General features: G+C 45.2%; 10 protein-coding genes. 6 read left to right on the forward strand and 4 right to left on the reverse strand.

What is annotated here, in order from left to right; translation table 11 throughout:
• Positions 1-144: 144 nt before the first annotated feature.
• The 3 genes from htpG (at position 145) to hemH (ending at position 4131) form a co-directional block, all read left to right on the forward strand.
• Positions 145-2049 carry a molecular chaperone HtpG gene (htpG, locus tag LNL84_RS13140; RefSeq protein WP_244358024.1) on the forward strand — a complete coding sequence of 635 codons (1905 nt, stop codon included), beginning with the start codon at positions 145-147 and terminating at the stop codon, positions 2047-2049.
• 352 nt (positions 2050-2401) lie between these two features.
• Positions 2402-3046, forward strand: a complete 645-nt coding sequence (gene adk / locus LNL84_RS13145; RefSeq protein WP_244358025.1) for an adenylate kinase — start codon at positions 2402-2404, stop codon at positions 3044-3046.
• Positions 3047-3165: 119 nt separating this feature from the next.
• Positions 3166-4131, forward strand: coding sequence for a ferrochelatase (gene hemH, locus LNL84_RS13150; RefSeq protein ID WP_244358026.1), 966 nt, complete (start codon positions 3166-3168; stop codon positions 4129-4131).
• 98 nt (positions 4132-4229) lie between these two features.
• On the opposite strand, the gene LNL84_RS13155 is transcribed toward hemH, so the two are convergent.
• Positions 4230-5624, reverse strand: a complete 1395-nt coding sequence (locus LNL84_RS13155) for a peptide MFS transporter (protein ID WP_244358027.1) — start codon at positions 5622-5624, stop codon at positions 4230-4232.
• Between the two features lie 292 nt (positions 5625-5916).
• Between LNL84_RS13155 and rfaH the strand changes: the two genes are divergently transcribed.
• The gene (gene rfaH, locus LNL84_RS13160) at positions 5917-6411 is read left to right on the forward strand and encodes a transcription/translation regulatory transformer protein RfaH (RefSeq protein WP_244358028.1); all 495 of its coding nucleotides are present in this window, start codon (positions 5917-5919) and stop codon (positions 6409-6411) included.
• 113 nt (positions 6412-6524) lie between these two features.
• Here rfaH and dapD read toward each other — a convergent pair whose 3' ends face one another.
• The 3 genes from dapD to LNL84_RS13175 all read right to left on the reverse strand — a co-directional run bounded on the left by dapD (position 6525) and on the right by LNL84_RS13175 (position 9061).
• Positions 6525-7556 (reverse strand): 2,3,4,5-tetrahydropyridine-2,6-dicarboxylate N-succinyltransferase, encoded by a 1032-nt coding sequence (gene dapD, locus LNL84_RS13165; protein WP_244358029.1) that lies wholly within the window; start codon positions 7554-7556, stop codon positions 6525-6527.
• A gap of 223 nt (positions 7557-7779) precedes the next feature.
• Positions 7780-8073 carry a YebG family protein gene (locus LNL84_RS13170; RefSeq protein WP_244358030.1) on the reverse strand — a complete coding sequence of 98 codons (294 nt, stop codon included), beginning with the start codon at positions 8071-8073 and terminating at the stop codon, positions 7780-7782.
• A 76-nt stretch (positions 8074-8149) separates the two neighbouring features.
• The gene (locus tag LNL84_RS13175) at positions 8150-9061 is read right to left on the reverse strand and encodes a LysR family transcriptional regulator (protein WP_244358031.1); all 912 of its coding nucleotides are present in this window, start codon (positions 9059-9061) and stop codon (positions 8150-8152) included.
• Between the two features lie 93 nt (positions 9062-9154).
• Here LNL84_RS13175 and LNL84_RS13180 point away from each other — a divergent pair, with 93 nt between their 5' ends.
• Both LNL84_RS13180 and recC read left to right on the forward strand, forming a co-directional pair.
• The gene (locus LNL84_RS13180) at positions 9155-10126 is read left to right on the forward strand and encodes a TDT family transporter (RefSeq protein WP_244358032.1); all 972 of its coding nucleotides are present in this window, start codon (positions 9155-9157) and stop codon (positions 10124-10126) included.
• Between the two features lie 69 nt (positions 10127-10195).
• Complete coding sequence (gene recC, locus LNL84_RS13185; RefSeq protein WP_244358033.1) at positions 10196-13702, forward strand: exodeoxyribonuclease V subunit gamma; 3507 nt, start codon at positions 10196-10198, stop codon at positions 13700-13702.
• Positions 13703-13746: the final 44 nt, after the last annotated feature.

A 13746-nucleotide genomic window follows, 5' to 3' on the forward strand; every position in this document is an offset into this window, starting at 1 on the left:
AAAACAAATCAAAAAAACAGCATTTTTATTTCTTTTGACCTTGAATTTACAATCCTTAGCCTCATTTATTCTCTGAACAATCATAGAAGTATCGACTGTTAATCAAAAGTCGGTGCGCAATAGAAAAAATGTGATGGAGTTAACATGAGCTCAGCTGAAACAAAAAACAAAGAAACTCGTGGTTTTCAATCTGAAGTAAAGCAACTGCTTCATTTAATGATTCACTCTCTGTATTCCAATAAAGAGATCTTTTTAAGAGAGCTGATATCTAACGCCTCTGATGCTTCCGATAAGCTGAGGTTCCAGGCTCTTTCAAATCCAGACCTATATCAAGGTGATGCTGATCTCGGCGTAAAGCTGTCTATTGATGCTGACAACAACACGCTAACCATTTCTGACAATGGTATTGGCATGTCGCGTGAAGATGTTGTTGAACACCTGGGTACCATTGCGAAATCAGGCACGGCAGAATTCTTCTCGAAACTTTCAGAAGATCAATCAAAAGACTCACAGCTGATCGGCCAATTTGGTGTCGGCTTTTACTCGGCCTTTATTGTTGCTGATGCCGTTACGGTACGTACACGTGCCGCCGGCCTGAACGCTGATCAAGCGGTGCAGTGGCACTCTGCAGGCGAAGGTGACTACACCATAGAAGACATCAGCAAAGACACTCGCGGTACTGACATTACGCTGCACATGCGTGAAGACGGTAAGGAGTTTCTATCTGAGTGGCGTTTACGCGATGTGATCAGTAAGTACTCCGATCACATCGGTATTCCGGTATCTATCTGGACTCATGAGAAAGATGAAGAAGGCAAGGACACCGACCAGGGTAAATGGGAGCAAATTAACAAGGCACAAGCGCTTTGGACACGTAACAAATCCGATATCTCTGAAGAAGAATATCAAGAGTTCTACAAGCATGTCTCTCATGACTTCTCGGATCCACTGACCTGGAGTCACAACCGAGTTGAAGGTAAGAACGACTACACAAGCTTACTGTATATTCCCGCAAAAGCGCCTTGGGATATGATGAATCGCGATCATAAAAGTGGTCTAAAGCTTTATGTCCAGCGCGTATTTATCATGGACGATGCTGAGCAGTTTATGCCTTCTTACTTGCGATTTATTCGCGGCTTAATTGACTCAAACGATTTGCCATTGAATGTCTCTCGTGAAATTTTACAAGACAACAAGGTCACTCAGTCTCTTCGCAATGCGTGTACCAAGCGCGTACTGACCATGCTTGAGCGTATGGCTAAAAACGATGAAGAAAAGTATCTGTCTTTCTGGAAAGAGTTTGGCATGGTCTTAAAAGAAGGCCCAGCTGAAGACATGGCAAACAAAGAAAAAGTCGCTGGTTTGCTGCGCTTTGCTTCAACTGAAAATGACGGGGCAGAGCAGAGTGTTGGCCTAGCATCGTACATTGAACGTATGAAAGAAGAGCAAGATAAGATTTACTACCTGACGGCTGACAGCTATGCGGCCGCGAAAAACAGCCCACACCTAGAGCAATTTAGAGCGAAGGGTATTGAAGTTATCTTGATGTATGATCGCATTGATGAGTGGCTGATGAACTACTTAACAGAGTTTGATGGCAAGCAGTTCCAGTCGATTACCAAAGCCGGTTTGGATCTTAGTAAGTTTGAAGACGAAGCGGAGAAAGAAAAGCAAAAAGAGACCGAAGAAGAGTTTAAGTCGGTTGTTGAACGCACTAAAACGTATCTAGGTGAGCGTGTTAAAGAAGTCCGCACAACCTTTAAACTCGCGTCAACACCAGCGGTTGTCGTTACTGACGATTTTGAAATGGGCACCCAGATGGCGAAGTTACTTGCAGCAGCAGGGCAAGAAGCGCCAGAAGTGAAGTACATCTTTGAAATCAACCCAGAGCATCCTTTAGTGAAGCGTATGGCTGATGAAGCTGACGAAGCGGTATTTGGTCGCTGGGTCGAGGTTCTTCTTGGTCAAGCTATGCTCGCAGAGCGTGGCGCTATGGAAGATCCGTCTCAGTTTGTCGGTGCAGTTAACACGCTTTTGTCTAAAGTCTAATAACCCAATTTGGTGATGCAGATTTGGGTTGCCTGCATTGCAAAACCAGCCTCGTTCTTTCATTCTAAAAGAGAGCGAGGCGCTTTCCTGGCAATGCTAAGCTGATTTTTTGGCGATTTTCGACGTTTTTCGTTAACAAAGTCGCCTTTTTAGAACTGTTTATATTCTTGTCGCACATTCTTTAGTCGTAATGAACGCCCACAGGAAAAAATCTGTGTTAGAATGCTGCGCTTGAATATTCATTCATTTTTTCAATTTGCTTTATACCGAAATTCACCGTGTATAGTTGACGTTTCTGCGCTGCAGGCAGTGAACTTCGGTATAAAATTTTATTTCTATAAGAGGACGAAACATGCGCATCATTCTTTTAGGCGCTCCAGGTGCTGGTAAAGGTACACAAGCTCAATTCATCATGGAAAAATACGGTATTCCTCAAATTTCTACTGGTGACATGCTACGTGCTGCAATTAAAGCAGGAACAGAACTTGGTAACAAAGCAAAAGCGGTAATCGATGCAGGTCAGCTTGTTTCTGACGAAATCATTCTAGGTCTAATTAAAGAACGTATTGCGCAAAGTGATTGTGAAAAAGGCTTTTTGCTGGATGGTTTCCCTCGCACGATCCCTCAGGCTGATGGCTTAAAAGAAATGGGTGTGGAAATCGACTACGTGATTGAATTTGATGTAGCTGACAGCGTGATCGTTGAGCGTATGGCTGGCCGTCGTGCTCACCTCGCTTCAGGTCGTACTTACCATGTAACGTACAACCCGCCAAAAGTAGAAGGTAAAGACGACCTCACTGGTGAAGACCTTGTGGTCCGTGATGACGACAAAGAAGAAACGGTACGTGCTCGCCTTGGTGTTTACCATGAGCAAACGTCGCCACTGATTTCATACTATGGTCAAGAAGCTGACGCAGGTCGAACTAAGTACCTGAAGTTTGACGGTACTAAATTGGTTGCTGACGTTAGCGCTGATATCGAGAAAGCGCTGGCTTAAAATTGCCAAAAGCGTGAATGACTTAAAAAAACGACCATTATCGGTCGTTTTTTTTATTGATCAAAACCTTAGCGAACTGGGTATAATTAGCTAATTCTAAAAACATTGAAAGGAAGCGGATGGGACTCAAAAAGAAAGCGGGAGTATTGCTTGTTAATCTAGGTACACCCGACGCGGCGACGCCCAAAGCAGTGAAAGCATTTCTCAGTGAGTTTTTGCATGACCATCGGGTCGTGGATATGACGCGCTGGCTATGGTGTCCTTTGCTTCATGGAATTATTTTACCGATCCGCGTCCCCAAAGTCGCCAAGCTCTATCAGATGGTGTGGATGGAAGAGGGCTCGCCATTGATGGTGCATTCGCAACGTCAAGCAAAGCAGCTTGCAAACCATTTGGTCGAGGTGCCAGTCGAACTGGGGATGACCTACGGTTCACCGTCACTAAAAACTGGCATTGATAAACTGATGGAGCAAGGCGTTGAGCATATCGTAGTGCTGCCGCTCTACCCGCAGTACTCAGCAACAACCACCGCTGCTGTGTTTGACGGCATTGCGAAGCAGTTAAAAACATCACCATTGTTACCTGAGATTAGCTTTATTACGGATTATCACAGCCACCCTCTGTATATTAAAGCGCTGGCCGGAAAAGTGCGTCGTTACTGGCAAGAGCATGGTCAAGGAGAATACTTGTTATGTTCTTATCACGGGATCCCAAAGCGCTTTGCTGACAATGGTGATGTCTACCCAAAACATTGCGAGATAACCACACAGCTTTTAGCCAAAGAGCTTCAATTGAGCTCTAAGCAAATAGGTATGAGTTATCAATCTCGCTTTGGTCGAGAAGAGTGGTTAACGCCTTATACAGATAAAACCCTAGAAGCAATGCCAAGCAATGGCACCAAGAAAGTGGATATTATGACGCCGGCATTTTCGGTTGATTGTTTAGAGACACTTGAAGAAATAGCCGAGCAGTGTAAAGAAAGCTTTTTGGATGCGGGTGGTGACGAGTTTCGTTATATCGAATGTTTAAATGATGACAAACAGCACATAGAGATGATGGCAGAACTGATCAAAGGCAAGTTATAAGTACGGCACAACTTGTCATGCGGCACTGACAATGTATCTAGAAATAAAAAAGGGCGATCTTCTGATCGCCCTTTCTATTAGTGTCGTGTTATCACAAATTAAGCCAGTTGCGCCTGCTGATTCTCGTCACTTTCATCAGTGCTTGATGCGTTGCTGATTTCTGCGCCGTGCATCCACTTAACCAGTGTGTTCGCGCATAGAAGTAGAAGTACGCCACTGATGGTCGCTGTAATGGCGATGCCGCTAAAAATCGACATAGCGCCCAGTTCACCCACATGAGAGCCGACAAGGCCAGCCACGTAGTTAGCGATAGCGTTAAAGCCAAACCATGCACCCATCATCAAGGAAGCTAGGCGAAGCGGCGCCAGCTTGGTCACCAAAGACAATCCGATTGGTGAAAGGCAAAGCTCACCTAGCGTATGGAAGAAAAATGCACCCACAAGCCAAAGCATAGAGGTCTTAACCGTCACATCCCCGCCTTGCTCAAGTACAGCACCAACCATGCATAGGAAGCCAAGCGCTAAGAAAAACAGTGCAAGTGCAAATTTAACAGGTGAGTTCGGTTCGCGTTTCCCCAGTTTTACCCAAAATGCGGCAAGAACAGGTGCAAGAACGATAATGAAAAATGGGTTGAGTGATTGGAACCAGGCCGAAGGCACTTCGAAGTCACCCAACATACGATCAGTGTATTGCTGAGTATAGATGTTCATCAAACCGCCAGCTTGCTCAAAGCCTGCCCAGAAAACAATCACGAACAGCCCCATGATGAGAATCACTTTCAGGCGATCCATCTCTTCTTTGGTAAGAGGCGCTTTGTTCTTGGAGTTATTGAGCTGTTTAGCACGAGCAGCCGCGGGAACGGTACCGATATCACCTAGCCAAGGTTTGGCAAGCGTTACTTGCATGATAAGGCTGATCACCATACCGATGCCTGCGGCAAGGAAGCCAGCGCGCCAGCCGTAAGAGCCAGTCACAGAGCCAGATACAATACCCGCCAACAAAGCACCAAGGTTGATACCCATATAGAAAATCGTAAAGGCGCCATCACGACGGTTGTCACCCTCTTTATAGAGATCGCCTACCATGGTAGAGATATTAGGTTTGAACATACCATTACCAGCGATCAGAAGCGCTAGACCTAGGTAAAAAGCTGTTTCGCCACCAAGACCAATCGCTCCGGAAGGGAATGCCAGAGTAAATTGACCTGTGGCCATGAGTATACCACCAAGAATAATGGATTTACGCTGGCCTAAGTAGTTGTCTGCAATCCATCCACCAATAAGAGGAGTAATATAAACGAGGCCGGTGTAGATGCCGTACAGATCAAGAGCTTGTTTCGTGGTCCATCCCATACCACCATTAATCGTGGTATCCGTAAGGAATAAAACTAAAATGGCACGCATTGCATAGTAGGAGAATCGCTCCCAAAGCTCTGTACCAAAAAGTAGGAATAGACCGCGAGGGTGACCAAGAATGTTATGTTGTTCTCTCATAAGTATTACTAATTTTTATTATCAAAGAATTTAATGTGACATAATGTATACAGAACAGAATTTAAGTCCGCAACAGTGGTTTATGTTGGTTTTTTGTAAACAGTACGGTTAAGCGCATGAAAGTGAAGTTCTTTTTTACAAAATGACACGAAAAGAACGTGCTGCAATCTTAATTTCCATTTTTACTCTATCCTAGAAGTGCCGGAATAATAGTTAGATAAGACGTTGGACTATATTGAAGGGCGTGCTGTTAGTGGTAAAATGTACGAAACAAGGAATAGGTTAGTAATTAATGAATCGTTGGTACCTTCTCTACTGCAAAAGGGGCGAGCAAAGCAGAGCTAAGCTTCATTTAGAAAATCAGGCAATTGAATGCTATTACCCACAGATAGAGATCGAAAAGATAAAACGCGGCAAGCGTCAAATTGTCAGTGAACCCATGTTTCCATCTTATATGTTTGTTCGCTTCGATTACGAACAAGGCCCGAGCTTTACAACACTGCGCTCGACAAGAGGGGTGGTGGACTTTATCCGTTTTGGAGCGCAACCCCAGATTGTAAGCGACGCCCTCATTGACGAGCTTAAACAACTTGAAAGCGCGCAAAGCCTTTGTGATGGACATGAAATACTTGAGCCGGGACAGAGTGTATCTGTGAAGGCTGGGCAATTTGCTGGCTTTGAAGCCATTTTCAAAGAAGCTGATGGAGATGCACGCTCAATCATGTTGGTAAATTTGATCAATAAATCAGTGCCGGTGAGCATTGATAATCGGGATTTGGACGTATAGGAAGAGACGCGCATTTACCAATGTATGGTGATAAGTGAATCGTGATTGAAACAAAAAGGCCTAATACTCTTAATAGATTAAGAGTATTAGGCCTTTTTCTCTATTTGATATTCTTAGTTATTGCTGTGCAATTCGCTGTTTAGTTCGACTGCTGTTTTGTTTGTCAAACACTCGATCTGACCCGTGACAGAGTTGCGACGGAATAGTAGGTCCGATTTACCTGCAAGATCACGCGCTTTAACGACTTCAACTTCTTGTCCGTTTGCATCTAACATGCGAACTTTTGAGCCGGCGGTTACATATAAGCCAGATTCAACAGTACAACGATCGCCTAGCGGGAACCCAAGGCCAGCATTGGCACCTAGAAGTGAGTTTTCACCAATAGAAACAACAACAGTGCCGCCACCAGATAGCGTACCCATAATAGAAGCGCCGCCACCGATATCTGAACCATTCCCAACGACAACACCTGCAGAGATACGGCCTTCAACCATGCTCACACCAGTAGTGCCAGCATTGAAGTTAATGAAGCCTTCGTGCATAACCGTTGTGCCTTCGCCCACATGAGCGCCAAGGCGAACACGTGAAGTGTCAGCAATACGTACACCTGTCGGTACCACGTAATCCACCATTTTAGGGAATTTATCTACGCAATCGACAGTAAGAGCTTGACCTGCAAGGCGAGCTTCGATTTGACGATCCGCAAGCTCTGGCAAATCGATTGGCCCTTGGTTGGTCCAAGCGATGTTGTGGAGCAAGCCAAAGATACCATCAAGTACAGTGCCGTGCGGCTGAACCAATCGATTCGAAATCAGTTGAAGTTTCAAAAAACCTTCCGCAACAGACTGAGGTTTCTCGTCTGTAGAAAGAACAACTAATACAAGTGGTAGAGCCGATAGAGCGGCTTTTTGTGCGAATGCTGCATTTTGTTGATCATCATGAGACGCAAACACAGTCGCCAGTTCAGCGCTTTGCTCGGCAGTCACCTCAATGGTTTGGTTACCTTGTGTGTCACCAACCACTTTAGAAAGGTCAGAAAGCAGTGCTTCGTTTGGTGCGAGTCGCGGGTGTGGGAAAAATGCTTCGATAATTTTTCCGTCACGATTTTTAGTCGCGGTACCAAAAGCCAGTGAAAAAGCTGCCATATTTGTCGTTCTCCATAATAGAATGCGTCTAATTGCATCAATGTGATCCTTGATGCTTTATATTGCGTTCCATCTTAAAGAGGGATGTGAAGAGATTAAAGAGCAAAATAGGGAAAAGTCTGTAAAACGATATCCTTTGTCTTTTTAGAGATACTTTTCTCCAAAAAGAAAAGCCAACGGCATACGGTCGTACGCGTTGGCTTTAACATTGTAAGCGGCTAACTTAAGCCGCTTCGTCGTTGTTTGTTTCTTCTGTCTCAACTGCTTTAGGTTTTTTAGGCGTCGGCTTGCGTTTAGCGCCCAATGCATAAAGAACCTCTTCTTTACGTTGCGCTAGGAACAAAGACAGCTCTTCTTGCTTACCTTCGTCTTCCAGCAACTTGCTCTCACTTAACAGATTGAACAGTTCATCTGCCATATCCAACATCTTGTCATAAGCGTCAGCTTCAGCTTTAGAGGTAAAAGTCATCTTTTCTTCTCCGTTGCGTTCCACCACGTACTTGACGATTACAGCCATGGTTAATCCTCTAATATGGTCTCAATTTATACTGTCTTTTTATACAGATGTGAGCTGGGCTTGTCCAGCTAAGCCGTCAATTCTGAGATCTGATTGCTGAAATATCCCACTGTTTGCAAAAAGACATAAAGTTTTTCAATAGTGGGCTTTGATACTTCTCTTTGTGTACGAGCAACCAAAAGCGTCGTCTCATGTCCAATGAAACGGAGATCTGAGCCACTCTTCCATCGTTAAGTGCCGCCTGAGCGGATAATTTGGACAAGCAAGCCAAACCCAAACCAGCGCTGACACTGTTAATGATGGCTTCGGTCGTGTTGAGTTCAAATACCTCGTGCCAGATTTCAATGCGTGGTGCAACGGCGCGTAAGAAAAACTCACGAGTTCCAGAGCCGGGTTCGCGCAAAATCCAATGACTGGCTTCGAGCTCTGCTAATGCGACTTGAGGGCGCTGAGTTAACGGATGGTTAGCGTGAACGATAATGCACATCTCGTCTTCACTAAACGGGATACTCTCAAGTTCGCTATGCAGCGTTTTACCTTCTATTAATCCTATATCGAGCTGGTAGTCGACCAGCTTTTGGCAGATTTGTGCACTGTTTGAAATAAACAGCTGCTGAGTATTGTGAGGTTGCGAGGGGCGAAACTGACTGAGAAGAAAAGGTGCAACCTGATTGCCAATGGTATCGCTGGCGCCAATACGTAATAGTCCGGTTAAATCATGTCCCTCTTGAAAGAGTAAATCAATGTCGCCAGCGCGGTTGAGCAGTTCATCGGCTAAAGGCAGTAGCTTCTTACCTTCTTGGTTCAATATCAATCGATTGTTAATACGATCAAAGAGAGCGTGACCAAGCTGCTTTTCAAGTTCGGCAAGAGACATGCTTACCGCCGCTTTGGATAGAAAAAGAGCGTCGGCGGCGGTTGTCAGTGTTTGATGTTGAGTTACGGTCACAAACACACGCAGCTGCTTTAAGGAAATTGAATTTGCCATGTTTAAGTTAACTTAACCCTTGTTTGATTTTATTCAATATATATAAACCACGGCGGGAGGTAAAATACCCCCATTAGAAATTGAGGGCATGTCATGGTTACCACGTTAAAACGCTTGCATCGTAACATTCAAAGTGCGCCAACGCCGATGGCTGGTTTGGCTCTCGGGATTGCGAGCTTAGGGTGGAGCTGGGAGAACGTATTCGACAGCGGTAATGTTGTCCAGTGGGCAGGGGCGGCTGTCGCCAGCATCCTCATTGCGATATTGACTTACAAATTCATCTTTCATCACCATTGTCTGCGCGCCGATTTGGCGCACCCCGTTGTCGGCAGCGTTGTACCGACATATGCCATGGCGATCATGGTGATTTCAAACAGCATCGGTCAGTTTTCACCAATGTGGGGTGACGCCATGTGGCTGTTGGCCGTCATGTTGCACATGTTATTTCTGATCAGTTTTATTTACCATCGCAGTCGAGAATTTGAATTGCACCACATGATACCGAGCTGGTTTATACCACCTATTGGCATCGTGGTCGCCGATGTATCTTATTCCGGCAATGTTGCTTTAGAGCCGCTTGCGACTGGCGCTCTTGTTTTCGGCATTGGCATGTATGCCGTGATGTTGCCCACGATGATCTATCGTTTGGTTTTTGCTCATGAGATCCCTGATGCCGCTAAACCAACATTAGCGATATTGGCGGCGCCAGCCAGTTTGTCTTTGGCAGGGTATCTGAGTGTCAGTACCACGCCATCAGCAGTATTAGTGGCGCTGTTATTTGGTATCGCGGTACTAATGACTCTAGTGATTTACATCTCATTCATTAAGCTACTGCAGTTACCCTTTAGTCCTGGATATGCGGCGTTTACCTTCCCTATGGTTATCGGAGCAACGGCGCTTTATAAACTCGAAGCGTGGATGGTGTCGGTTGGGGCCTCAAATAGCGCGGTAAAACAGATCCATTGGCTGGCCAATATTGAACTGATTATCGCGACTATCGTGGTGAGCTACGTGGCATTGCGTTATTTTTGGGCCTATCTACCTATGAAGCAAAAAGCACTATAAATCACTGATAGAGACTGTTCAGAATGTGTTAATCTTTAACGAGGACAATCAGTTAAAGGCAGCACCCTTTTGTTTACTATTTATCACTCCAATCAAATTGATGTTTTGAAATCGTTGTTAGTGGCGCTCATCAAGCGAGAGCCACTTGCAAATCCATTTGAACAAGAGCAGATACTAGTGCAAAGCCCTGGCATGTCACAGTGGTTAAAAATGGCGTTAGCGCAAGAGTTGGGGGTCGCGGCTAATCTTAATTTTCCACTCCCCGCCACTTTTATTTGGGACATGTTTACGCAAGTGCTCGATGATGTACCAGCACGGAGCGCGTTCAACAAAGAAGCCATGACATGGAAAGTCATGCAGCTACTGCCCCAACATCTACAAGATCCTGATTTTGCACCACTTGCAAGCTACTTAGCCGAAGATGACGATGGCTCCAAGTGTTATCAATTGGCGGAAAAAATTGCCGATATTTACGACGGATATTTAGTGTACCGACCTGAGTGGATAGCAAGTTGGGAGTCGGGCATTGATATTGCTGAGCTAAGTGATGAACAACCGTGGCAACCAAAATTGTGGCAAGCTCTTTATGATCATACTGTCAATCTAGACCAATCCCCGTATCATAGGGCCAACCTTTACGAACACTTTATTGACTCGCTCAACCATCGCCGAGACGCGGGGCTGACATTGCCTAAGCGTTTGTTTGTCTTTGGTATATCCTCGCTTCCTCCCCGGTATCTCGATGCCTTAAAGGCATTAGGACAACACATCGATGTTCACCTAATGTTCACCAATCCCTGCCGTTATTATTGGGGAGATGTACGTGACAAAAAATATTTGGCTAAGTTGGCAGCTCGGCATCGGAACCATTTAGAGTGGCAAGGCAGCCCTGATGGTTTGAAATTCCGTGAAGAGGACCAAAACGTTGCTCAGCTAAAAGGCAGCATTGAAGATAATTTAGAGGATGAGATGCACATCAGTGACGTTGGCAATAGTTTGTTAGCGTCGATGGGTAAACTCGGCCGAGATAACCTTTATTTGCTGTCACAACTCGAATCTCACGAAATTGAAGCTTTTGTTGATATTGACAAAATCAGCTTGCTACAACATATCCAATCGGACATTTTTAATCTAGAAGAACATCAAAACGACGACCAGATATTATGCTCAAATCATAAGCCACAAATTCACAAAAACGATCGTTCTTTGACGATTCACCGCTGTCATAGTGCCATGAGAGAGGTTGAAGTACTGCACGATAATTTGTTGGCGATGTTTGATAGCGATCCTGAGCTTAAGCCAAGAGACATTATTGTGATGGTCGCCGACATTAATAGCTATAGTCCGGCGATTCAAGCGGTTTTTGGTAATGCTCCAGGCCAACGCTATATTCCTTTCTCTATCTCAGATCGCACTGCCGATAAAGAGAGCCCACTTCTTAATGCCTTTAATCAATTGTTGGCGTTACCGGAAATGCGTTGCACGTCAAGCGAGCTGTTAGAGCTGTTAGAAGTACCAGCAATATCAGCACGGTTTGACCTCAACGAACATGACTATCGAGTGATCAAACAATGGGTCGAAGAGTCGCAGATCCGTTGGGGGTTAGATGAATCCACCGCGGGTGAGTTTGACTTGCCGAAACTAAACCAGAATTCCTGGAAGTTTGGTATACAAAGAATGTTAGCGGGTTATGCGATGAATGAGCAGGCAGGATTATTGTCTGTTGATAATGAGTACATTGCACCGTATCAACAAGTACAAGGGATGCAGGCAGAAATTGCCGGTAAGCTAGCCCAGTTTATCGATACCGTGGATTATTTTCGTTGTCAGTTGTCGAATTCCCAATCGGCGAACCATTGGCGCGCAATCATCCATGAGCTGGTGGAGCAACTGTTTTTGGTTGATAGTGAAGGTGAAATGGTGGTTAGGGCCATTCGTGACACCGTTGCAAATCTGAATGACCAATTGAACGATGCCCGTTATGAGCAGGCGTTATCTCCGAAAATTGTCCGACAGTATTTTTTAGATAAGTTATCTGGAGCTCGCGTGAGCCAAAGGTTTCTCGCGGGGCAGGTCAACTTTTGTACGTTAATGCCAATGCGTTCGATTCCTTTTAAAACGGTTTGTTTGCTTGGCATGAACGATGGCGTCTATCCGCGCAGTATGCCCCCGGAAACATTCGATTTAATGAATAATCGTACTAAACCAGGTGACCGCTCACGTCGTGATGATGATCGCTATCTCTTTTTAGAGGCTCTGTTGTCAGCGCAGAACTACCTGTATATCAGCTATGTTGGACGATCGATTTGGGATAATACAGAGCGAGTACCCTCGGTACTGGTCTCCGAATTAACCGAGTACTGTGAACAAAATTATTGTCTGACGGGGGACCAAGCCCTATCGGTGGATGAATCTGGGGAAAAGCTGATTGAGCAAATCAGCCAAGAGTATTCTATGGTGCCTTTTAGCCCTGCTCATTATGGTATAGGTGATGACGGCTATCGCAGCTACGCCAAAGAATGGTTACCGAGCGCAAGTCAGAGTCGTTCGTCAGCCGACAAACACACAAGCCGCCACGCATTTCAGCTAGCACCAATCGTGCTGAGTGATCATCATCGGCTGGAATTGGACTTGACGGAGCTGCAACGCTTTTGGCGGCTGCCTGTTCAGTATCTTTTCAATCGAAGGCTGAAGGTGTCATTCGAGCAAAATCAGTATCTGATTGATGACGATGAACCATTTGCGCTAAATGGGCTGGAAAGTTACCAATTAAGGGATACTTTGTTAGCCGATTTAGTCACTGTGGGTACACAAGAGCAAACGGGTTACTTGCAGCATTTTGTCGAGAATCAAAAGGCGCAAGGCTACTTGCCGGTTGGGCATTTTGGTGAGTTGGAATATGCCGCGAACCTAGCTCAAACTAAGGAGCTAGCAGAGGTGATTAGTCACTTAACTGGGCAGTCTGTTGACGATATAGAGATCAACATCCAGTTAACCGCCGAGCAAAGAGGTGTCACTTTACAAGGCTGGCTCACCAACGTTTATCAATCTGGTTTGGTCCGTTTTCGAAGTGGTCGCTTGCGAGCCAATGATTACTTAAGTGCATGGATAGATCATTTATCTGCAAGCATCGCATTAGCCAATCAGCGTGTCATTGTTACTCATATGATTGGGTATGATAAAAAAGATGGCATTGTCCATCGTATTTATCCCGCATTGTCGACTGAGCAAGCACAGAGCTATTTGCAGGAATTGATCGATCTCTTCGTCACTGGTCAAGACGAGGCGCTGGCCTATTTTCCAGAAACGGCAATGGCCGGAGTGGAAGCCAACTTCAGTCGGGGAGTGTGGACACCAAATGATGAAAAAATGCTGACTAAAATGGAAGTTCGTTTTTGTGGGGGCTTTATGGCAACGGGTGAAGGAAGCAATGTGTATATTGCTCGAGTTTGGCCTAAATGGAGTGAAGAACTTGCACAAGCAGCGAAGCATTTGGCCTGTCGTGTGCTTGAAGCTCCACGAACCTTTAGTCAAAGTCCCGAAGAGTTTTATCAGCCAAATTCAGCGAGTGATTGAGAAAGGGAGTGGCCGCCAGGAAATTATTATATGTAGGGATTTTA

This window comes from Vibrio gelatinilyticus, assembly GCF_022836845.1.
Classification (GTDB): Bacteria; Pseudomonadota; Gammaproteobacteria; order Enterobacterales; family Vibrionaceae; genus Vibrio; species Vibrio gelatinilyticus.

What these genes read in the sequence shown, in the direction of transcription:
- hemH (WP_244358026.1), top strand. Translation starts at nt 3,166, where the DNA reads ATGGGACTCAAAAAGAAAGCGGGAGTATTGCTTGTTAATCTAGGTACA.
- LNL84_RS13180 (WP_244358032.1), top strand. Translation starts at nt 9,155, where the DNA reads ATGGTTACCACGTTAAAACGCTTGCATCGTAACATTCAAAGTGCGCCA.
- adk (WP_244358025.1), top strand. Translation starts at nt 2,402, where the DNA reads ATGCGCATCATTCTTTTAGGCGCTCCAGGTGCTGGTAAAGGTACACAA.
- LNL84_RS13155 (WP_244358027.1), bottom strand. Translation starts at nt 5,624, where the DNA reads ATGAGAGAACAACATAACATTCTTGGTCACCCTCGCGGTCTATTCCTA.
- LNL84_RS13170 (WP_244358030.1), bottom strand. Translation starts at nt 8,073, where the DNA reads ATGGCTGTAATCGTCAAGTACGTGGTGGAACGCAACGGAGAAGAAAAG.
- rfaH (WP_244358028.1), top strand. Translation starts at nt 5,917, where the DNA reads ATGAATCGTTGGTACCTTCTCTACTGCAAAAGGGGCGAGCAAAGCAGA.
- htpG (WP_244358024.1), top strand. Translation starts at nt 145, where the DNA reads ATGAGCTCAGCTGAAACAAAAAACAAAGAAACTCGTGGTTTTCAATCT.
- dapD (WP_244358029.1), bottom strand. Translation starts at nt 7,556, where the DNA reads ATGGCAGCTTTTTCACTGGCTTTTGGTACCGCGACTAAAAATCGTGAC.
- LNL84_RS13175 (WP_244358031.1), bottom strand. Translation starts at nt 9,061, where the DNA reads ATGGCAAATTCAATTTCCTTAAAGCAGCTGCGTGTGTTTGTGACCGTA.